The organism is Arthrobacter koreensis, from assembly GCF_035792275.1.
GTDB classification, from domain to species: domain Bacteria; phylum Actinomycetota; class Actinomycetes; order Actinomycetales; family Micrococcaceae; genus Arthrobacter_B; species Arthrobacter_B koreensis_A.
The window spans coordinates 82028-102680 of record NZ_JAMWKK010000002.1 but is presented as its reverse complement, the minus strand read 5'-3'; the positions used below and the strand labels follow the sequence as shown (position 1 = coordinate 102680).

The window sequence follows — 20653 nt, the reverse complement described above, 5'->3', positions numbered from 1 at the left end:
AGCTGTGCTGGAAAAACGAAGCGCACCGGCGCCGGGAAATCCCGGCGCCGGTGCGCTTCTTTGGTTCCTGCTTACCAGCCGCGCTCAGCGAGGCGGTGCGGCTGCGGAATCTCGTCCACGTTGATGCCGACCATAGCCTCGCCCAGGCCGCGGGAGGCCTTCGCGATTTCGTCAGGATCGTCGTGGAAGGTGGTGGCCTTGACGATCGCGGCGGCCCGCTGGGCCGGGTTGCCGGACTTGAAGATGCCCGAGCCGACAAACACGCCGTCTGCACCCAGCTGCATCATCATGGCGGCGTCGGCCGGAGTGGCGATGCCGCCCGCCGTGAAGAGAACCACGGGGAGCTTGCCGGCGGAAGCGACTTCCTTGACCAGCTCGTACGGAGCCTGCAGTTCCTTGGCAGCAACGTAGAGTTCGTCTTCGGGAAGCGAGGAAAGCCGGGCGATTTCGGTGCGGATCTGCCGCATGTGCATGGTGGCGTTGGAGACGTCACCGGTGCCGGCTTCGCCCTTGGACCGGATCATTGCCGCGCCCTCGTTGATGCGGCGCAGCGCTTCACCCAGGTTGGTGGCGCCGCAGACGAAGGGGACGGTGAACTTCCACTTGTCGATGTGGTTGGCGTAGTCCGCAGGGGTCAGGACCTCGGACTCGTCAATGTAATCGACACCGAGGGACTGCAGCACCTGGGCCTCAACGAAGTGGCCGATGCGGGCCTTGGCCATCACGGGGATGGACACGGCGTCGATGATGCTGTCAATCATGTCCGGGTCACTCATGCGCGAGACGCCGCCCTGGGCACGGATGTCAGCGGGGACGCGTTCGAGTGCCATGACGGCAACGGCACCGGAATCTTCCGCGATGCGTGCCTGTTCGGCGGTGACGACGTCCATGATTACGCCGCCCTTGAGCATTTCAGCCATTCCGCGCTTCACGCGGCTGCCGCCGGTCGACGCGGCTGGCTGGGACGGAGTTTCTGTAGGCATAGCAGGCTCTCTGATAGTTCGGCAGGAAAGCCAATAATAAGCCCGCGCATCGTTCGGGGACGGATCTGCTACGTATCTTTACCCATGTCCTGGTCCAGGTCCTCGCTTACGACGCCGCCAGCGGACTGCCGCCGCACGGCCCCCATGCGCTGGACGATGGTGACGCAGCTGGCCAGGCAAAGGGCAACCAGGACCACCAGCAGCACCACTTCGGGGATCCCCAGCCCCACCAGCCCGGTGGCGGTGAGCAGGAAGACGAGGCGCTCGGCGCGTTCGGCCAGGCCCACATTGGCGTTGAAGCCCAGGGACTCTGCCTTGGCCCGGATGTAGGAGACCAGCATGCCCAGGACCAGGCAGATGATGGCTGCGACGCCGATCGCGTCGTTTTCACCGCCGGTGAAGAACCAGATGCTCACGCCGGCGAAAAGCGCGCCGTCGGCGAAGCGGTCCAGGGTTGAATCCAGGAAAGCACCCCATTTGCCCTTGCGTTCCTGCTGGCGGGCCATGATCCCGTCAATGACGTCGGAGAACACGAAGAGCACAATGAAGATGGTGCCCCAGAACAGCTGGCCCAGCGGATAGAAGACCAGGCCGCCGATCATGACGCCCAGGGTGCCGATGATGGTGACAGCGTCAGGTGAGACCCTGTGCCGGATCAGCCAGGAGGCAAGGGGAGTAAAAACTGCGGTAAAGAAACCGCGGGCATATTTGTTCAGCACGTTCTAAGCCTCGTTGGTTCCGGCGGCCGGGGCCGGCCCGCCGGAAGAAGTTTCGGAGGCAGGCCAGGCGTCGGCGACCATCTGCCGCACTTCACCCAGGGTCTGCGTAATGGCCTTGGTATGGGCGATGATCGGCAGGAAGTTCCCGTCCCCGCTCCAGCGCGGCACAATGTGCTGGTGCAGGTGGGCGGCAATGCCGGCGCCGCCTGCAGCGCCCTGGTTCATGCCCAGGTTGAAGCCTGCCGGCGCGGAGACCTTGCGCAGCACGCGCATGGCCGTCTGGGTCAGGGCAGCGATTTCCGCTGTTTCCTCGGTGTCGACGTCGGTGTAGTCCGGTACGTGCCGGTACGGGCAGACCAGCAGGTGGCCGGCGTTGTACGGGAACAGGTTCAGGATGACAAAGGCGTGCCGGCCGCGGTGGACGATCAGCGCTTCCTCGTCCGTATGGGACGGGGCAGTGCAGAACGGGCAGTTGTCCTTGGAAGAGACCTGGTCCTGCCCGCCCTTGATGTAGGCAAGCCGGTGGGGAGTCCAGAGGCGCTGGAAAGCGTCCGGCACTCCGGCGAGTTCGAAGTTGTCCGTCACATCGCCGTCGTGCGGATACTGTTCCTGGCTTTCCATCTGGACTCCCCCGTACCGCTACTTGTCCCGGTTCCGGACTGCTTCGACGATCCGCTTCACGGCTTCTTCGACCGGCACTCCGTTGTCCTGGCTGCCGTCGCGGAAGCGGAAGGAGACAGCTCCTGCCTCAGCGTCCTCGCCGCCGGCAATTAGGACGAAGGGCACCTTCTCCTTCGAGGCGGTGCGGATCTTCTTCGGGAAGCGGTCCGTTCCGGCGTCGACCTCGGCGCGGATTCCTGCGGCCTTCAGCTTGTCCACGACGTCGTACATGTAGTCGTTGAACGCCTCGGCAACGGGGATGCCCACTACCTGGACCGGAGCGAGCCAGGCCGGGAAGGCACCGGCGTAGTGCTCGGTGAGCACAGCCATGAACCGTTCCACCGAGCCGAACAGGGCACGGTGGATCATGACCGGGCGCTGACGGGTGCCGTCGGCGGCCTGGTACTCCAGTTCGAAGCGCTCGGGCAGGTTGAAGTCCAGCTGGATCGTGGACATCTGCCAGGTGCGGCCAATGGCGTCACGGGCCTGCACGGAAATCTTCGGACCGTAGAAAGCGGCTCCCCCGGGATCCGGAACCAGATCCAGGCCGGAAGCCTCAGCTACCTCGGCCAGGGTGCGGGTGGCTTCTTCCCAGACCTCGTCGGAGCCGACGTACTTTTCCGGGTCCTTGGTGGAGAGCTCCAGGTAGAAGTCGTCCAGGCCGTAGTCCTTGAGCAGGTCCAGGACGAAGTTCAGGGTCTTGGTCAGCTCGTCCTTCATCTGCTCGCGGGTGCAGTAGATGTGGGCGTCGTCCTGGGTCATGCCGCGCACGCGCGTCAGGCCGTGGATGACGCCGGACTTCTCGTAGCGGTAGACCGAACCGAATTCGAAGAGCCGCAGCGGCAGTTCCCGGTAGGAGCGTCCGCGGGAGCGGAACACCAGGTTGTGCATGGGGCAGTTCATCGGCTTCAGGTAGTAGTCCTGGCCGGGCTTGGTGACCTCGCCGGTCTCCGGGTCGGTGACTTCGTCAACGTGCATGGGAGGGAACATGCCGTCCCGGTACCAGTCCAGGTGGCCGGAGACCTCGTACAGGTGGCCCTTGGTGATGTGCGGCGTGTAGACGAATTCGTAGCCGGCCTCGGTGTGGCGCTGGCGGGAGTAGTCCTCCATCGCCTTGCGGATGATGCCTCCCTTGGGGTGGAACACCGGCAGGCCGGAACCCAGTTCATCCGGGAAGGAGAACAGGTCCAGTTCGGTGCCCAGCTTGCGGTGGTCGCGGCGCTCGGCCTCGGCCAGGCGCTCCTGGTAGGCCTTCAGGTCATCCTTGGTGGGCCAGGCGGTGCCGTAGATGCGCTGCAGCTGCTGGTTGGCCTGGTTGCCCAGCCAGTACGCAGCAGCGGAGCGGGTCAGCGCGAAGGCGTTGGAGATCAGCTTGGTGTTCGGCAGGTGCGGGCCGCGGCACAGGTCGCACCAGACGGTGTCCCCGGACTTGCGGTCAACGTTGTCGTAGATGGTGATTTCGCCGGCGCCGACCTCGATGTTCGCGCCTTCGCCTGCTTCCTCGGCGCCGTCCTTCTTGCCGAGCAGCTCGAGCTTGTACGGCTCGTTGGCCATCGCTTCGCGGGCTTCGTCTTCGCTGACCACGCGGCGGACGAACTTCTGGTTCGAGTTGACGATCTTCTGCATCATCTTCTCGAGGGTCTTCAGGTCCTCCGGGGTGAAGGGCTCGGCGACGTCGAAGTCGAAGTAGAACCCGTCCTTGATGTACGGGCCGATGCCCAGCTTGGCGTCAGGGCGCAGCTGCTGCACAGCCTGCGCCATCACGTGGGCGGTGGAGTGGCGCAGCACGTTCAGGCCGTGTTCGGAATCGATGGTTACGGCTTCGACGCTCTGGCCCGGAGCCAGCGGGGTGTCGAGGTCCTTCAGGACTCCGTCGACACGCATGACCACGACTTCGCGGCGCTCAAAAAAGAGCTGAGCACCGGTGGTGCCAGTATCCACCGTGGTCTCTTCGCCGTCGACGATGAGGGTGAACTGTTCCGGCACTGACACGTTGTCTCCTTGATTCGTTTGTACTGGCGCTTGAGCACGGGTTTGCCCGTGCAGCTATGGTGCGCGCCCTTACGATGTTATCCGCTGTTCTTCAGCCCGACCAACCGGCCGCGCGGCCGGTCCGCCCGGTTTCCGGTGCCCTGCCCGGCTTCTTTTCGGGCTGTCCGCGGCAGGGGCAGGGAGGCGGTGTCCGCCAGGTCCCAGGCCTGGAGTGCCTGCAGGCTCATCCCGCGCGGGCCCGTGCGCCGGGTGAGCCCGCGGATCAGCATCAGTTCGGTGCCGAAGAGCAGCGGACCGGTTTTCTCCTGCGCCTCGGTGAAGAAGGTGCAGTCCACGCAGCCGGTTCCGTCGTCCAGGCTGATGAAGACCACCCGGCGTCCCCCGCGCATTGGCGGGGTCTGGGTGGCCACCCGGATACCGGCCACCAGCACTTCCGAGCCGTTGCGCAGCCCCAGCAGCGATTCGGCCTTGGTCACCCCAAGGGCAGCGAGCAGCGGTTCATAACTGTCCACCAGGTGTGCACTGACGTCGACGGCGAGCAGGTCCAGCTCCGTGCGGACCCGCTCGGGGAGGCTTGGTTCAGGCAGCTGCGGAACAAGGTTGGCCAGTTCGGTGTCCCCCAGCGGAAGCGCCAGCTGGCCCGGAATCGGATCGTATTTCCGGGTTCCGGATTTGCCGGACGTTTCGGCCAGGTGCTGCAGCAGATCCGCCCTGCTGCCGCGCGACCCGGTCTCCCGGGAGAGCGAATCGAAAGCCCCCAGCTGGGCCAGGCGCTGGATCGACGGCCGGGAGAGCCTGGCCCGGGCACGCAGGTCCGCCAGTGAGTCGAACGGCTGCCCGGCGGCGACCCGCCGCACCTCCGCAGCGGAGAGTCCGTAGATCCCGGCGAAGCTGAGCCGGATCCCGAACCGCCCGGGACGCGCCTTGCGTCCGGGTGCTGCAGGGACGGCCGGCACCCATTCCACCCGGTACTGCTCGCCGCTGCGGTTGATGTCCAGCGGGAGGATGGGGATGCCCATCCTGCGGGCTTCGGCCACCAGCAGCCGGCGAGGGTACATACCCGGATCGTGTTCGAAGATCCCGGCGAGGAACGCTTCGGGATGGTGGGCTTTTAGCCAGGCCGACTGGTAGGTGGGCACTGCGAAGGCAGCACCGTGGGCCTTGCAGAAACCGAAACTGCCGAAGGCCTTCAGGGTTCCCCAGACGTTGTCGATGGTCTGTGCGTCGTAGCCGCGCTTTTCTGCTGCCTGCCGGAAGAAATCCTCCACCCCCTGCTCGGCTGCGGGATTGCCCAGCAGCCGGCGCAGCTCGTCTGCTTTGGCCAGCCCGCAGCCGGTGAAGACATCAAAGGTCCGCAGCACCTGTTCGTGGAAGACCGTGACGCCGTGGGTCTCCGCCAGCACCGGGCGCAGGGATTCGTGCGGGTACACCGCCGGGGCCCAGCCGTGGCGGTGCTCCAGGAACGGCCGCACCATGTCCGATTTCATGGGTCCGGGCCGGAACAGGGAAATGTCGATGATCAGGTCGTTGAAGTCCCGCGGGGCCATCTTGCCCACCAGTTCCCGCTGTCCGGGTGACTCGATCTGGAAACAGCCCAGGGTGTGGGTGCTGCGGATCAGTTCAAAGGTCAGCTCATCGTCCAGCGGGACGGCGTCCAGGTCGATCCGCCCGTCTTCGGCAATCCATTCGGGCCGGGGTTCAGCTTCCCGGACGTGCTTTCCGGCTGTGGCGACGTCGTCTCCGCCGGAATGTACCCGGACAACCTCGTTCAGCGCGAAGGCCATGGCGGACTGCATCCGCACGCCCAGCACGTCGAGCTTGAGCATGCCCATGGGATCCATGTCGTGCTTGTCGAACTGGGACATGGGCAGGCCAAGGCCGCTGGGCTGCACCGGGGTGCGGTCCAGCAGGGAGGTATCCCCCAGGATCACCCCGCACGGGTGCATTGAAATATGCCGGGGCAGCCGGTCCAGGCGTTCGGTCAGGTCCACCAGCAGATCAAGCTGCCGGTTCTGCTGTACCGCTTCGGCGACGCCGCGAAGTTCGGGTTTCTCGGCGAGCGCCTCACGGAAGTGGCTCGCCGAGAAGCGCCACAGCGCCTTGGCCACGGCGCCGACCTCCTCTTCGGGCAGGCCAAGGGCCAGTCCGGCATCGCGCACCGCCCCCCGGGCCCGGTAACCGTTCTGCATGCTCATCAGGGTGACGCGCTGCTCGCCGAAGCGTTCGAAGATGCGGTGGTACACGTTGTGCCGTTCAGCGCTTTCAACGTCAATGTCGATATCAGGGAGCGTTGAACGGTCCCGGGAGAGGAAGCGCTCAAAGATCAGGTCGTGCGCCAGCGGGTTCACGTGGCTGATGCCCAGCAGGTAGTTCACCAGGGAGGAGGCGCCTGAGCCGCGTGCCGCTGCCCGCACCCCCATGTCACGGATCATGGTGGAGACTTCGGCGACGGTCAGGAAGTAGGACGCGAAGCCCAGCCGTTCGATGATTCCCAGCTCGTGTTCGAGCCGGTTGCGCATGGCAGCTTCGGCTGAGCCGCCCAGCTGTCCGAAGCGCCTGCCGATTCCTGCTTCGCAGCGTCCGCGCAGTTCCAGCACCGGTTCGGCATCGATCCCGATGACCCCGGCTTCCGGAACCACCGGCTGCTTCCATCCCATGTCTGCCGCAGGGTCGATCCGGCAGGCATCTGCGAGCGCCTCGGTACCGGCAAGCAGCTTTACCGCCCCTGAACGCCCGAAGCCTGCTTCCCCGCTGATCTCCGCTGCGAGCGCTGCCATCTGTTTTCCGCTCTTCAGCCAGCCCTGGCCGTTGGGCTGCAGGTCCTGCAGCTGGGCCATGGAGGTCAGGGCGCGGGCGGCGTCGAGCACGTCCGCTGTGGCGGCGCCGTCTTCATCCACGTAGCGCACCGCGTTGGTCAGCACGGCAGGAATATTCATTTCGTCGGACAGCCGGAACATCCGCACGGCGTGGGCCAGGCTCAGGTTGGTGCCCGGGGAACTGAGGTGGGTAACTACCTCCACGGCGAGCGCAGCGCGCGGCATAACTGCGAGCCAGCGCCGGAACAGGGTGCGGGCGACGGCGTAGCTGCGGCTGCGCATGGCCCGTCCGACGTCGGTATACGGTCCCACGAGCACGGTCAGGACTGGTTCCCCGTTACTGCCGAGCACGCGGGCGGCAAGCTGTTCCAGGGTGACGCCGGGCGGGCGTCCGGTCCGTCCCCGGGACGGTGAGGTGCCGGCGTGGGCATCGGAGATGAGCCGGCAGAGCGCGTGGTAGCCCGCTCCGGCGTTGTGTCCGTGGGCCAGGATGACCGCCCGCCCGGTAACTTCAGCGTCCCTGCCCTCCCCGTCCAGCACAGCCAGGTCCACTCCGACAATCGGGTCGATACCGGCGTCCATGCACGCCTGCAGGTGTTTGACCGTGCCGTACAGGCCGTCGCGGTCGGTGCAGGCGAGCGCATCGGCACCGTCCGCCGCAGCCGCCTGGGCCAGTTCTTCCGGCCAGGAGGTGCCGTAATGGGCGGAAAAAGCCGTTGCGGCGTGGAGGTGGGTGAAACTCATGGCACAGTACTCACGGTTCGGTACTAAGCGCTTTCCCGCAGCGCGTCATGGATCCGGATCAGGCGCCAGGTATTGGAGGCAGCCTGCCGGGAAATGTCCAGCGTGCGCAGCGGCGAGCGCGGGTTCAGGCGTGCCTGGACCCGCCAGATCTCTGAATCCACCAGTCCCGGGCCGTGTCCGCGTTCTGCCCGGGGTTCCTCTTCCCACCAGCGCCGCCGTTCATACCAGCGCACGGGATTGGCGGCGACCTTGTAGGTCCGGCCCTGCCAGCTAAGGCGCAGCGGTACGCCCGCCGGCGAGCACACCACCTCAATTGCTTCAGTGAAAAGTCCCATGGCTGCCCCTCGCTGTGCCTGCTGCGTAATTCGAACATATATTCGAATCTCCAGTGTACGACTGCACTCTGACAATCCGCACGGTGCCCCCTTGGAGACCGGTGTGAGCTGGCGATCATTCAGCCGCAGCTTCCACCCGGGACTGGGTTGAGAGGGGAATCTCACGGATGAACAGGCAGAGCACACCGCCTGCCGCCACCAGCGGGACGCTGAGCAGGAAGATCGGCGGCAGCGCTGTGCCGAACGCCGCGGCGATCGCCTGCTGCACCGGACCGGGCAGCCCCTGCAGTACCGCTGGCGTCAGCGAATTGATGTTCTCCCCGGGCAGCATCCCCGCTGTTCCTGCCGGCGCTGCCGCGAGCTGGTCGGTCAGCCGCTGGATGAAGATCGATCCGAAGGCAGCGATCCCGAAGGAGGCACCGATCTGGCGGAAGTAGTTCACGGCGGAGATCGCCGTGCCCATATTCTGCGGCGGAACACTGTTCTGCACGATCAGCACCAGGTTCTGCAGCAGCGCACCAATGCCCATTCCCAGCACTGCCATGCCAATGGCAGTGAACCAGTACGGGGTGTCCTGGGAGATGCGGGAGAGCAGCACCAGTCCGGCAATGACCACCGCGCACCCGGCAACGGGATAGATCTTGTACCGTCCGGTACGGGAAATCAGCTGGCCGGTACCGATCGAGGTCAGCAGCAGCCCGGCCATCATCGGCAGCATCATCAGTCCGGATTCGGTGGCGGTTGCCCCGTTGACCATCTGCAGGAACGTCGGCAGGTAGGAGATGGTGGAGAACATCGCTATGCCGACGGCGATGCCCGCCAGCACCGGGATCAGGAAGTTGCGCAGCCGGAACAGGCCCAGCGGCAGAATCGGTTCACTGGCCCGGTGCTCCGCCCAGACGAAGGCAGATCCGGCTACGACGGCGGCCGCCGCCAGCCCGAGGATCTGCGGACTCCCCCAGTCGTAGGTGGTTCCTCCCCAACTGGTCACCAGGATCAGGGCAGTGGAGGCAAGGGCAAGCAGCCCGGCACCGGCATAGTCCAGCCGCGGCCGGGACCGGGGAACCCCGGGCAGGTGCAGGGAGGTAATGACGACGGCGAGCGCCACGGCTCCGATGGGCACGTTGATGTAGAACACCCAGCGCCAGGACCACGAGTCGGTGATCCAGCCGCCCAGCAGGGGCCCGCTGACGGAGGCGAGCCCGAACGAGGCACCGATCAGCCCCATATAGCGTCCGCGTTCCCGCGGCGAGACGAGGTCCCCGATGATGGCCTGCGCCCCGATCATCAGCCCGCCGCCGCCAATCCCCTGCAGGGCCCGGAACGCGATCAGCTGGCCCATGTTCTGTGCGAGCCCGGAGAGGACAGAGCCCAGCAGGAACACGGCGATTGCAAAGATAAAGATGTTCTTGCGGCCGAACAGGTCTCCCAGCTTGCCGTAAATGGGCAGCCCGATGGTCGCTGCCAGGATGTAGGCGGTCACCACCCACGAAAGGTGTTCGAGGCCGTTCAGGTCACCCACAATGGTTGGCAGGGCCGTGGCAACGATTGTCTGGTCCAGCGCCGCGAGCAGGACGGAAAGCACCAGTCCCGTAAAGACCAGTACCCGTCCGCGCGGTGCACCCTCCTCCTGCCGGGTCTCCGTACCGCCGCTGTGGACGGGTACGGCAGCATGTGCACCTGAGGCCATTAGCGTTTTGCCTCACCTTCCAGTTGGACGTTGGCTGTCTTGGCCAGCGGGATCTCTTTGATAAAAAGCGTCAGCACGAACGCGGCGCCCAGGGCAGGGATGCCCAGCAGGAAGACCGGCGGCAGCGCGGTCCCGAAGGCGTCGGCAATGAAGTCCCGTGCCGGCGCCGGCAGGCCCCTGAGCTGCTCCGGGCTGATGGAGTTCACTCCCTGGCCGGTCACTCCGCGCACTGCCGCCGGTGCATTGGCCACCTGGTCGTTGAGCCGGGAAATGAACACGGACCCGTAGACGGCGATTCCGAGCGTTCCGCCGATCTGGCGGAAATAGTTCGCGGAGGAGACCCCTGTGCCCATGTTCTCCGGCGGAACACTGTTCTGCACGATCAGCACGACGTTCTGCATCAGCATTCCAATCCCGAGGCCGAGCACGAACATCCCCAGTGCCGTGAACCAGTACTGGGTCTGCGCGGAGATGCGTGAGAGAAGCAGCAGGCCAAGGATCATGATCAGCGCCCCGGCGACGGGATAGATCTTGTAACGCCCGGTGCGGGAAATCAGCTGTCCGCTGCCGACGGATGTGATGAGCACTCCGGCGGTCATGGGCAGCATCATCAAACCCGAGGCAGTGGCGCTGGCTCCGTTGACCATCTGCAGGAAGGTCGGCAGGTAAGAGATGGAGCCGAACATTGCCAGCCCGACGGCGAGTCCCACCAGGGTGCACACCACGAAGTTCCGGTTCTGGAACAGCCGCAGCGGGAGGATCGGTTCAGGTGCCCGCAGCTCAACGGGAATGAAGACCGCTATGGCTGCCAGGGCGGCCGCGCCGAGGCCCAGGATGGTTGGGGAAGTCCAGGCGTAGGTGGTTCCGCCCCAGCTGGTGATGCCCACCAGCGCCGCGCTCGCAATCGCCAGCAGCACGGCACCCGGATAGTCCAGCTTGATTCCCGCGGCGCTGCGCCTTGGCAGGTGCAGGGAGGTAATGATCAGTGCCAGGGCGATCGCTCCGAGCGGCAGGTTGATGTAGAACACCCAGCGCCAGGACCAGTACTGCGTCAGGTAGCCTCCCAGCAGGGGTCCGCTGACGGAGGCAACACCGAAGGCTGCGCCAATCAGGCCCATGTATTTGCCGCGGTCGCGTGCTGAAACGATGTCCCCGATGATCGCCTGTGATCCGATGATCAGCCCGCCGCCGCCAACTCCCTGCAGCGCCCGGCAGGCAATCAGCTCTCCCATGCTGTGGGCCTGGCCCGAAAGCGCTGATCCGAGCAGGAAAACCACAATCGCAAAGATGAAGATGTTCTTGCGCCCCAGCAGGTCACCGAGCTTGCCGTAGATGGGCAGACCGATGGTGGACGTCAGCAGGTAGGCGGTAATGACCCAGGACAGGTGGTCCAGTCCCCGCAGGTCGCCCACGATCGTGGGAAGCGCGGTGGACACGATGGTCTGGTCCAGTGCCGAGATCAGCACCGCCATGATGAGGCCGCTGAAAACCAGGGCAAGCTGGCGCCGGTTATGCGGTGCCGGAGCTGCCTGGCCGGGCTGGGCCGGAGGTTCGGGCGGCGCCGGGGCAGCAGAGGCAGCCGGGCCGGGAGCCGTTCGGTATGAAGACGCCGGCGACCCCAGATCAGTGGCTGCCTGGGCTCCAGGGTGGGTGGCTTCGGCTCCGTGGGCAGTGAATCGAGCGGCCAATGACGCCTCCTAGGGAAGCCATCCGTGGATGGTCCGGAACCAAAACCCACTATCCATTCGACTCCCGCCGTCCGGCCAAGTCAACGGTCCGCGGCGGCCGCCGGGATCCGGATGCCGCCGGACCGGCGGACGCGCCCACGGTGCAGGGCACGAAGTTCCCCGGCCCGCATCTGGTCCCTGCTTCCGGCATTGTTCCGCGGGTGGGACGGGCGCAGACTTGCACTAACCAGGGACCTGCCATGCTGCCGAAAGCCGCACGCTATCCACGATTGCCTTCGGGGTACGCCATGAACTGGACAACATGAACTGGACAATCAGCGTCATTTTCCGCGCCATCCCGCTTCTGATGGGTGCTGTGTGCCTGTCCTACGGCCTGTACATCCTGGCCGGGCCCGATGACGCGAACCACTTTGTTGCCGGCCACGTCAACGTGGGGCCTACTGCCATCTGTTATGCACTGTTCACTACGGCGGCCACCATCATCCGGCAGCTCATCGACCGCTACGGGCGGGTGTGGGGCATCGCCCTGCCGCTCTCCGGCTACGCAGCTGCTGCCGCCGCCATCGCCTGGGGCGTCGTTCTGGCCAACCGGGAGAACACGGCTGAGAACCTCACCGCCGGTTTTGTCGTAATCGGCATCGGACTGGTTGCCTCCTGCGTCAGCACCGTCGCGGCTGCCTCCACGAAATTCACGCTGATCCAGTCGGCACAGCGGCTCGATCCCCTGGACGGCCCGCCGGAAGGCGCCCACACCCGAGCCACCGGCCTCGTGCTGATCACTGTTCCGGCTGCAGCAGCCGCCGCCGGCTTCTCCCTCGCAGCCGGCCTGCTGCTGCGCGGAGACACTCCGGGATTCGTGGCTGGCCATGTTCTGATCGGGCTGGCGGTGATCTGCACCTCGTTGATCGCACTGGTAGCGAGCATCGTGCGCCAAATACGTAATGCTTTCAGCGACAGCGAACGTTTGGTCTGGCCCTGGTTTGTCGGTGCCGCGGGACTGGTCAACCTGCTGCTCGGGCTCTTTGTGCTGCTCAGTTCGTCCGAGCCGTATCGGCTGGCTCCGGGATGTGTGCTGATCGGCCTGGGGCTGATCTGTTTCAGCATCCTGTCCAAGGTGCTGCTCGCCCTCGTCTGGCGCCGCACCTTTGCACTGGCCAACCGGATCCCGCTCATGCCCATCGGAACGGCGCTCACCTGCCTGTTCTTCGCCGCGTTCCTCTTTGAAGCCGCAGGCACGGATCCGTCGTTCCTCGTACCGGCACATGTGCTGGTAGGACTCGGAGCGGTCTGCTTTACGCTCTTCTCCATCGTCTCGATCCTGGAAGCCGGAACCTCGGAGTAGCCGCCGGAACGGACCTGGTCCTCAGCCGGCAAACTCAAGACCGGCAGCCGGCCGCGGCCTGGTGAGCCAGTAGCTTGAGCCGTCCGGGCTGCGGCGGACTATTCCCTCATCCACCATGGCCCGGCGGAACATTGCCGGGTCGTTCGTGAACTCCGACAGCCTTCCGGTGACCTCGGCTTCCGTGAGCCGGGCCCGGCCGGCAGGATTCCCTGCACCGTCCTCGCCGGAACCGAGGACGCCGTGCCGGGAAAAAACCTCTCCGGCCAGGTAGTGCAGGACTTCCAGGCGTTCAGTCCGCCTGGACGGCAAGCTGCCGGAGCGTCCCGGGCCCAGGTGCCGCAGCGGGGACTCGTCCCTGGGCGGGCGGTCCGCAGCCAGCAGGCGGGAGAAAACTTCCGGGACCGGATGCAGGCCGTCCGCCCCGGAGCGGACCAGCCCTGCCCGGGCCAGGGCTGCCAGCGACTTGGTTTCCGCCCGGTCCAGCCCCAGGCCGGAGAGCGGTTCGCCCTGCGCTGCCGCGGTGATTATCCGGGCATACAGCTCCAGCCGGCGGGAATCCGCGAGCGCTGCGGCCACCGCTTTCCAGTTGGAGCTGCCTGCCCTGCCGGAATCTTTCACCTGCTGTGCCTTCCGCGTCGTGTTTTTGTGCCGGCTGCGCCTGTCCGGGCCCCGGACCCGTGACGTAGCCTACTGCAACAGGAAACCGGACTGAGGGGAGCTGACCGAATGGAGTCGTGCTATCCCGTGCGCTCTTTCGCGGCGGCCTCCGTGGCGGCGGCGGGCAGCGCGGTCGCGGAACTCGCCTCGCGGCTCTCCGGGATGCCGGTGCACGCCGAAGCCAGCCCGGATCTTTCCCGCGCCTGGTTCGGCATGTCTTTCCGCCCGGCCGGCTGGGAAGTGCCCCCGCCGTGGGATCCGCTGTCACGCGACTATCCCTGTGCCGACGGCTGGATCCGCCTGCACACCAATGCCCCGCACCACCGCCGGGCTGCGCTCGCCGTCCTGGGCCTTCCCGAAGATGCCGGCCCCGAGACCGCCGCTGTGGCCGTCCGGGCATGGAAGGGCGGAGAGCTGGAAGAGGCTGTGGTGGAAGCAGGGGGCTGCGCGGCCCGGCTGCGGACAGTCGACCAGTGGCGGTCCCACCCTCAGGGACAGGCTGTCTGGGGCGAACCCCTCTTTGGCTGGACCCGGCGCGCGGCCCGGACCCCCGCGCAGACGTATGGAACTCCCGAACGGCCGCTGGACGGGGTCCGGGTTCTGGATCTGACCCGCGTTATCGCAGGCCCGGTGGCTAGCCGCTTCCTTGCCGGGTTCGGCGCCCGGGTCCTGCGCATTGACCCTCCCAGCTGGCAGGAGCCGTCCCTGGAAGCGGAAATGACAGTGGGCAAGAGCTGTGCCCGGCTGGACCTGCGCTCACCCGACGGGGCGGCGAAGATCCGTGAACTCATTTCTGCCGCAGACCTGGTGGTGCATGGCTACCGTCCCGGTGCCCTCACCGGGCTCGGACTGGACGAACACCGCCTCCAGCAGCTGCGCCCCGGCGTCGTGACCGTGGCGGTCAACGCCTGGGGATGGACCGGCCCGTGGCGCGGACGCCGGGGGTTCGATTCCCTGGTGCAGACGGCCTCGGGCATTGCCGACGCCGGCATGGCCTGGGCTGCGGCGGACGCACCGCTGCCGCTGCCGGTCCAGGCACTGGACCACGCCACCGGCTATTTGGCTGCTGCGGCAGCCGTGCGCGCGTGGACCCGGCGGCTGGACGGCGAGGTGTACGCGGCGAGGCTCTCCCTGGCCCGGACTGCGGTCGAACTGCAGCGCGCTGCGGACGTGCGCCGGCCGGTTCCTCCGCCCTGGGTCTCGCCGCAGGAGCCGCCCGCCCCCGCCCTGCCGCGGAGCGCGGAACAGACGTACTGGGGTCCCGGCGAGCGGCTTCTGGCTCCGTTGGCCTTCAGCTCTGAAGGACCGGTTCCCGGCATGGCGTGGGATGTGCCCGCGGCCCCGCTGGGATCGGCTCCCGCTGCCTGGTAGCCGGTTTGCCGGGACGGGATTTAGCTGCGGCTGAAGGCGTCCAGCCGTGCCTGCGCTTCATCCTCATGCCTGGTGCGGAGTTCGTAGTCAATGAACGCGTCGATCATGGCGCGGTAGGTTTTCTCCACTACCGTGGAGTCCTGCTCCTGCGCCTCGGCGGCTTCCCGCACGTGGTTGATCACTTCCTCGACCCGGCCCCTGGCGCGGACCTGGGCGTCATCGTCCTTCAGTCCCCCGGCCAGGCGGACCAGGCGCTCCCGGCGCCAGATGAGCGCCACGATTTCTTCGTCTATCTCGTCAATGGCCGTGCGTACGGCCCCAAGCTGTTCGGTAGTCGGGTCTGTTTCCACTGTTTCTCCCATGGCTTCCAGTTTACCGGGACCGTGCGTCAGCCTTTTCCGGTTCCTCCGCCCGGCCCAGTTTTGAAGGCCACCAGATACGCGGGCCGATGTCGTAGGAGAGCGCCGGAACCAGCAGCGAGCGCACCACCAGGGTGTCCAGCAGGACGCCGAAGGCAACGATGAAGGCCAGCTGCGCCAGGAACAGGACCGGGATCACCCCCAGCGCCGCGAAGGTCGCAGCGAGGACGATGCCGGCGGAAGTAATCACTCCGCCGGTGATCATCAGCCCCCGGATAATCCCGTCCCTCGTGCCCAGCAGGATGCTCTCCTCCCGCACGCGGGTCATCAGGAAGATGTTGTAGTCAACGCCCAGGGCCACCAGGAAGATGAACCCGTACAGCGGCACGGCAGGATCGGCTCCCGGTAAGTCCAGCACGTAGTTGAACAGCAGCCCGGAGATGCCCAGCGTCGCACCGAAGGACAGCATGACGGTGAGGATGAGCAGGAAAGGCGCCAGCACGGCCCGCAGCAGGAGCATCAGCAGGAAGAAGATCACCACCAGCACCACCGGGATGATGAGGTTGCGGTCGTGTTCGGCGGCGTCGTTGGTGTCCACGGTGGTGGCGGTGGTGCCGCCCACCAGGACGTCGGGTGTGTCCGCCAGTTTCCCCCGCAGCTCACGGACCGTGTCCTCCGCCGCGGTCGAGTCCGCGTTCTCAGTCAGGGTGGCCTGCAGCAGCACCTGTCCGTCCACGGTCTTCGGGGAAGCATTTTCGGCCCCGGGGATCGGCGGGACCTGCACTCCGTCCTCCGTAACGGGCAGGGAACCGGACGGGGTGCCCTGTGCCACCACGGTGACGTCGGAGATGCCGCTGGTTCCCAGTACCGTGTCCGCGACGGACTTCAGTTCCGATTCGGGGGCAACGATCAGCACCGGGCTGCCTGATCCGGAGGGGAAATGCTCGCCCAGCTCCGTCTGGCCTTCCTTGGCTTCGGTCTGACCCAGCACAAAGTCGCTCTGCGGCACGCCGGAGGCGCGGAAGTCCACCACGGCTACCGCGGCGGCGGCCAGTACGACGGCGCAGATCAGCCAGGTGCGCCGGGAATGGTTCCGCACGGTGCGGGCCACTGCCGGCCAGAAGCCGCGTGCCTGGTGGTCGCGGTCCGGATGCGGGGACCCGAAAGCGGGGCGGCGCGGCCAGAACGCCGCCCGGCCAAAGACGAACAGCAGCGACGGCAGCAGTGTCATCGCGGCCAGGTAGGAACAGACGATCCCGAGGGACGCCACCGGGGCCAGGGCCTTGTTCGAGTTCAGGTCGCTCAGCAGCAGGCACAGCAGCCCGGCCACCACGGTGCCGGCGGAGGCGGACACCGGTTCAAGGGTGCCCCGCAGCGCTGCCCGGGTCGCTCCCCAGCGGTCCGCGTGGTCCCGCAGTGCTTCGCGGTAACGGGAGACGTAGAGCAGCGAGTAATCTGTTGCCGCGCCGATGCCGAGGATGAACAGGATGCCCTGGACCTGCCCGTTCAGTGTCACTGCACCGGCCTTGGCCAGCCAGTACACGGCCAGGATCGCGGCCGAGAGCGCCAGGATGGAGGTCAGCAGCACCAGGATGGGCAGCAGCGGCGAGCGGTAGACAATCACCAGGATCACCAGCACGGCAACAACCGCCACGATCAGCAGGGCACCGTCAATTCCCCCGAACGCCTGGGAAATATCCGCCAGCTGCCCGGCCGGTCCGGTCACGTACGCCGTGAGCCCCTCAGGCAGCCCGTCCTTGGCCACGGTGCTGAGGTTCTCCACGTTGTCGGCGGCGGCGTCGTCGTCCGTTATGGGAACAAAGACCTCCGCAGCTTTCCCGTCCTCCGAGTACTGGGCCGGGGACACCCCGCCGCTGACCCCGGGAGCCTCGGCAAACGCCTTGGTCCGCTCTTCGATGAAGCTGCGGTCGGCGTCCGTGAGGCCGTCATTGCTGACGTAGAGCACGACGGCGGGGACCGCGTCGCTGTCCGTGAATTTCGGTTGGAGTTCGCTGACCTTCGTGGAGGCGGAACTGGCCGGCAGGTAGGACGCCTGGTCGTTCTGCTGGACTTCGCTGATCTTGCCGAAATACGGTCCGCCCACTCCGCCGAGGCCGAACCAGTTGATGATCAGCAGCACCGGGATCACGATCCGCAGCCAGGCCGGCGGGCCTGCACTCTGGCCGGCCTGCTGCGGCGGGCCGTCCCGGGGCGGGCCTTCCCGGTCCGGAGGAACGGCGGAGGCGCCGCCGGCAGAGGATGGGCGGGAGGGCCTGGGCTGGCCCGAATTCGGAGGGATCGCTGTGCTCATGGGCCTCGTCGCATTCTGTGCGATAGCGCGGGCTGACCCTGGCCGGTCTAACCCGCCCCTGGACGTGCATGCACTGCCGCCTTCAATGAGAGCCCCGGGCAACCGGCCGCGTCAACGGCGTCCGCCAAGGACCGGCCAACGCGGCGCGAAAATCCGGTCAGGTCATGTTCTGGGTTTGCCGGAGGTTCGGTGGGAAGATTCCTACATGCTGCCCCAGTTGAGCGTCGTCACCCTAGGCGTACGCGATGTCGAAGTGTCCTACGCCTTTTACGGCCGCCTGGGCTGGGATCCTCTCCAGTACGTGCCGGGAGAAGTGGTGTTCTTCCAGGTGGGCCATGGAATACTGCTCTCCTTCTTCCGCAGCGACCACCTCGCCGCGGAGTCCGGAGCAACCGGTGCTGCCAGTCTGGCGCCGTTCACGCTGGCCCACAATGTTGACTCCCCGAAGGACGTGGATGCGATCCTGCATGAGGCGGCTGCGGCCGGCGGATCCATCGCCGCCCCGGGGACGCAGATGAGCTGGGGCGGTTACTCGGGCTATTTCACCGACCCGGACGGATTCCGCTGGGAAATCTGCCACAACCCCGGACTGCAGGTTGCCGCGGACGGCAGTGTAAGCCTCTCCGTCCTGGATCCCGGCGACCCGGGCGCAGCGCTTCCCACAGCCTGAGCCTTCCGTGCCCGCGGGGTTCTGGTACCCCCGCCTAGAACAGCGCTGCCTCCGCAGCCGGTCCAGCGCCGGGTCCTGCACCGGCCTCCAGCAGCCAGGGTCCGTCATGGCGCACATTGCCGACAGCCGGGTTCGCCGGTTCGATCTTCCAATCGCCTGCCGCTGCATAAGCATTGCCCAGCGCCGTGCCCAGCAGCGACAGCGCTGCGGTGGCGGTCAGGGTTCCCGGCGCGATCCACCGGCCAAGGTCCCCGCCGCCCAGGGGCAGGGGCATCCGGTCATGCAGGGCACCGAGCCGGGACAGCACGGGGCCGGAGTCTTCAGGGTCCGGTGAAGCCAGCGTGATCACCGAGGCCGAGAGCAGCCAGCGGGCCGGGTCATCCGCAGGCAGGGCAGGATCCGCCCACCATTCGTAGAGCCCGGCGAACCAGTGCAGCCTGCCGTCAGACCGGCGGACAAAAAACGGCTTCCGGGTACCGCCGGGACCCGCCTGCCACTCGTAGTACCCCTCCATGGGCACTGCGCACCGGCGGGCCAGCACCGCGTCGCGGAATGTCGGTTTCTCCAGCAGGGTTTCGCTGCGGGCGTTGAAGGCGCGGACTCCCACGGAAAGATCCTTCGCCCAGCCCGGCACCAGCCCCCAGCGGGCCACGTGCACCTGGCGCACCGCAGCGCCGTCGAGCACCCGTTCAAGAACCACCGGGATGTCCGTGGTGGGTGCGACGTTCCAGGACCGGCGCAGCTCAAGGTTCGCGTCGGCCTCGGCTTCAGCCTCCGCCACCAAGTCACCGACAGCCCTGGCCATCACGTATCGTCCGCACATGCCTCCAGTCTGCCCTGTGCGTCCGCCGCGGGACCAACCCGGGGCGCTGCTTCCCGACGCCGCTTCCCGGCAGCATCCGGCAGCGCCGGCCGCGAGATAGTCTTCCAAGCATGGACAGCAGGGCCGGCACGCGCCTCCGGGAGTCACTCGAACGGCGCCAGATCGCGCTTTACCTCGCCGCTTTGGCAGCGGGGTTCCTGGCCGGCGCTGCGGTCCCGGGCAGCCAGGCCCTTGACCTCTTCATCAGCCCCGCCATCGCCCTGCTCCTGTACGCCACGTTCCTGGCCGTGCCGTTTACCCGAATCCGGGCGGGCCTGCTGGACCTGCGGTTCCTGGGACTGCTGATGGTCCTGAACTTCGTACTGGTCCCGGTGCTGGTTTTCGCGCTCTCCCGGTTCGTTGCCCACGACGCGGCCCTGCTCACCGGCGTGCTGCTGGTCCTGCTGGCGCCCTGCATCGACTACGTGATCGTCTTTTCGGCACTGGGCGGTGCCGCCCACGGGAAGCTCCTGGCAGCCACGCCGCTGCTGATGATTGCCCAGCTGCTCCTGCTGCCGTTCTTCCTCTGGCTGTTCACCTCAGGCTCGGTCACCGGGATCATTGCCCCCGAACCCTTGCTCGAAGCCCTGGTACTGCTCATCCTCCTGCCCCTGGCTGCGGCGGCAGCAACCCAGCTGCTTGCGGACCGGCGCCCTTCCTTCCGCAGGGCTGCAGCCGCAGGCAATGCCGCCATGGTGCCGCTGATGCTTGTTGTCCTGTTCACGGTGGCCGCGTCCCAGGCGCGCCGGGTGCTCGACGCCGGTGCAGCGCTGGCAGCGCTGGTCCCGCTGTACGCGGTGTTCCTCGCCGTCATGGTCCTCATCGGAGCACTCACGGGCCATGCCGGCGGGCTGGATTACGGCAGTGCCCGTGCCCTGGCATTCAGCGGCGCCACGCGGAATTCGCTGGTGGTGCTGCCCCTGGCCCTCGCCCTGCCTGAAGCCGCCGGGACCGCTGCTGCCGCCGTCGTCACCCAGACCTTCACGGAGCTGGCCGGGATGGCGCTGGCCATCCGGTGCATTCCCCGGCTGCTGCCGCAGCCGGCGGGCCGTGCCTCCGGTCCGGACCTCCCCGCCGGGGCGTAAACCGGCGCCTAGCCCGGGAATCAAACCGGCGGCGCCGGCGTTGACTCCTGCAGCGAACAAGCACTGCCGTGTATTGACCCCAAGGAGACCACATGTCCGTTACTGCCGAAGCCTTCACCCCCGAGGCCGGAACCATCACCATGTTTTCCACCAGCTGGTGCGGGTACTGCCGCCGGCTGAAGTCCCAGCTCGACTCGGCGGGCATCGGCTACACCGAGGTGAACATTGAAAACACCGAAGGCACGGCTGAACTGGTGGAGTCCCTCAACGGCGGCAACCAGACCGTTCCCACGGTGATCTTCCCTGACGGCTCGGCAGCCACCAACCCGTCCGCCGCCGAGGTGAAGTCCCGTCTGGGCCTCTGACCTG

General features: G+C 66.8%; 17 protein-coding genes. 5 read left to right on the top strand and 12 right to left on the bottom strand.

Annotated elements, in window-relative coordinates; translation table 11 throughout:
* Positions 1–71 precede the first annotated feature (71 nt).
* From pdxS to NGB94_RS02390, 8 genes are all read right to left on the bottom strand, one after another.
* Positions 72–983, bottom strand: coding sequence for a pyridoxal 5'-phosphate synthase lyase subunit PdxS (gene pdxS, locus NGB94_RS02425; protein WP_325788823.1), 912 nt, complete (start codon positions 981–983; stop codon positions 72–74).
* Positions 984–1051: 68 nt separating this feature from the next.
* Entirely contained in the window at positions 1052–1702 is a 651-nt protein-coding gene (gene pgsA, locus NGB94_RS02420) for a phosphatidylinositol phosphate synthase (protein WP_325788822.1), read from the bottom strand.
* 3 nt (positions 1703–1705) lie between these two features.
* The gene (locus NGB94_RS02415; protein ID WP_325788820.1) at positions 1706–2323 is read right to left on the bottom strand and encodes an HIT domain-containing protein; all 618 of its coding nucleotides are present in this window, start codon (positions 2321–2323) and stop codon (positions 1706–1708) included.
* 18 nt (positions 2324–2341) lie between these two features.
* The gene (gene thrS / locus NGB94_RS02410) at positions 2342–4354 is read right to left on the bottom strand and encodes a threonine--tRNA ligase (RefSeq protein WP_325788819.1); all 2013 of its coding nucleotides are present in this window, start codon (positions 4352–4354) and stop codon (positions 2342–2344) included.
* A 77-nt stretch (positions 4355–4431) separates the two neighbouring features.
* Complete coding sequence (locus NGB94_RS02405) at positions 4432–7914, bottom strand: DNA polymerase III subunit alpha (protein WP_325788817.1); 3483 nt, start codon at positions 7912–7914, stop codon at positions 4432–4434.
* A gap of 23 nt (positions 7915–7937) precedes the next feature.
* Entirely contained in the window at positions 7938–8249 is a 312-nt protein-coding gene (locus NGB94_RS02400; RefSeq protein ID WP_325788816.1) for a DUF6504 family protein, read from the bottom strand.
* Between the two features lie 115 nt (positions 8250–8364).
* Positions 8365–9939 (bottom strand): MDR family MFS transporter, encoded by a 1575-nt coding sequence (locus tag NGB94_RS02395; protein WP_325788814.1) that lies wholly within the window; start codon positions 9937–9939, stop codon positions 8365–8367.
* Complete coding sequence (locus NGB94_RS02390) at positions 9939–11627, bottom strand: MDR family MFS transporter (RefSeq protein WP_325788812.1); 1689 nt, start codon at positions 11625–11627, stop codon at positions 9939–9941. Before NGB94_RS02390 ends, NGB94_RS02395 begins: the two co-directional genes overlap by 1 nt.
* A gap of 301 nt (positions 11628–11928) precedes the next feature.
* Here NGB94_RS02390 and NGB94_RS02385 point away from each other — a divergent pair, with 301 nt between their 5' ends.
* Positions 11929–12969 carry a DUF2776 family protein gene (locus NGB94_RS02385; RefSeq protein ID WP_325788811.1) on the top strand — a complete coding sequence of 347 codons (1041 nt, stop codon included), beginning with the start codon at positions 11929–11931 and terminating at the stop codon, positions 12967–12969.
* Positions 12970–12990: 21 nt separating this feature from the next.
* Here the strand turns inward: NGB94_RS02385 and NGB94_RS02380 are convergent, their stop codons facing one another.
* The gene (locus tag NGB94_RS02380; protein WP_325788810.1) at positions 12991–13587 is read right to left on the bottom strand and encodes a DUF2087 domain-containing protein; all 597 of its coding nucleotides are present in this window, start codon (positions 13585–13587) and stop codon (positions 12991–12993) included.
* 108 nt (positions 13588–13695) lie between these two features.
* Between NGB94_RS02380 and NGB94_RS02375 the strand changes: the two genes are divergently transcribed.
* Complete coding sequence (locus tag NGB94_RS02375) at positions 13696–14997, top strand: CoA transferase (RefSeq protein ID WP_325788808.1); 1302 nt, start codon at positions 13696–13698, stop codon at positions 14995–14997.
* Positions 14998–15017: 20 nt separating this feature from the next.
* Here the strand turns inward: NGB94_RS02375 and NGB94_RS02370 are convergent, their stop codons facing one another.
* Positions 15018–15359 carry a chorismate mutase gene (locus NGB94_RS02370; protein ID WP_325788806.1) on the bottom strand — a complete coding sequence of 114 codons (342 nt, stop codon included), beginning with the start codon at positions 15357–15359 and terminating at the stop codon, positions 15018–15020.
* Between the two features lie 10 nt (positions 15360–15369).
* On the bottom strand, positions 15370–17667 hold the full coding sequence (locus tag NGB94_RS02365) for an MMPL family transporter (RefSeq protein ID WP_325788804.1): 2298 nt from the start codon (positions 17665–17667) through the stop codon (positions 15370–15372).
* Between the two features lie 205 nt (positions 17668–17872).
* Between NGB94_RS02365 and NGB94_RS02360 the strand changes: the two genes are divergently transcribed.
* A complete protein-coding gene (locus NGB94_RS02360; RefSeq protein ID WP_325788803.1) occupies positions 17873–18337 on the top strand; it encodes a VOC family protein in 465 nt (154 codons plus the stop codon).
* A 34-nt stretch (positions 18338–18371) separates the two neighbouring features.
* Here the strand turns inward: NGB94_RS02360 and NGB94_RS02355 are convergent, their stop codons facing one another.
* Entirely contained in the window at positions 18372–19160 is a 789-nt protein-coding gene (locus tag NGB94_RS02355) for an SOS response-associated peptidase (protein ID WP_325788801.1), read from the bottom strand.
* 110 nt (positions 19161–19270) lie between these two features.
* Here NGB94_RS02355 and NGB94_RS02350 point away from each other — a divergent pair, with 110 nt between their 5' ends.
* Positions 19271–20284, top strand: coding sequence for a bile acid:sodium symporter (locus NGB94_RS02350; RefSeq protein WP_325788800.1), 1014 nt, complete (start codon positions 19271–19273; stop codon positions 20282–20284).
* A 92-nt stretch (positions 20285–20376) separates the two neighbouring features.
* Positions 20377–20649: a mycoredoxin gene (locus NGB94_RS02345; protein ID WP_325788798.1), complete on the top strand. Its 273-nt coding sequence runs from the start codon at positions 20377–20379 to the stop codon at positions 20647–20649.
* Positions 20650–20653 lie beyond the last annotated feature (4 nt).

Coding starts and splice junctions, on each gene's coding strand:
- pdxS (WP_325788823.1), bottom strand. CDS start 983: ATGCCTACAGAAACTCCGTCCCAGCCAGCCGCGTCGACCGGCGGCAGC.
- NGB94_RS02415 (WP_325788820.1), bottom strand. CDS start 2,323: ATGGAAAGCCAGGAACAGTATCCGCACGACGGCGATGTGACGGACAAC.
- NGB94_RS02405 (WP_325788817.1), bottom strand. CDS start 7,914: ATGAGTTTCACCCACCTCCACGCCGCAACGGCTTTTTCCGCCCATTAC.
- NGB94_RS02400 (WP_325788816.1), bottom strand. CDS start 8,249: ATGGGACTTTTCACTGAAGCAATTGAGGTGGTGTGCTCGCCGGCGGGC.
- NGB94_RS02395 (WP_325788814.1), bottom strand. CDS start 9,939: ATGGCCTCAGGTGCACATGCTGCCGTACCCGTCCACAGCGGCGGTACG.
- NGB94_RS02385 (WP_325788811.1), top strand. CDS start 11,929: ATGAACTGGACAATCAGCGTCATTTTCCGCGCCATCCCGCTTCTGATG.
- NGB94_RS02375 (WP_325788808.1), top strand. CDS start 13,696: ATGGAGTCGTGCTATCCCGTGCGCTCTTTCGCGGCGGCCTCCGTGGCG.
- NGB94_RS02370 (WP_325788806.1), bottom strand. CDS start 15,359: ATGGGAGAAACAGTGGAAACAGACCCGACTACCGAACAGCTTGGGGCC.
- NGB94_RS02365 (WP_325788804.1), bottom strand. CDS start 17,667: ATGAGCACAGCGATCCCTCCGAATTCGGGCCAGCCCAGGCCCTCCCGC.
- NGB94_RS02360 (WP_325788803.1), top strand. CDS start 17,873: ATGCTGCCCCAGTTGAGCGTCGTCACCCTAGGCGTACGCGATGTCGAA.
- NGB94_RS02355 (WP_325788801.1), bottom strand. CDS start 19,160: ATGTGCGGACGATACGTGATGGCCAGGGCTGTCGGTGACTTGGTGGCG.
- NGB94_RS02350 (WP_325788800.1), top strand. CDS start 19,271: ATGGACAGCAGGGCCGGCACGCGCCTCCGGGAGTCACTCGAACGGCGC.
- NGB94_RS02345 (WP_325788798.1), top strand. CDS start 20,377: ATGTCCGTTACTGCCGAAGCCTTCACCCCCGAGGCCGGAACCATCACC.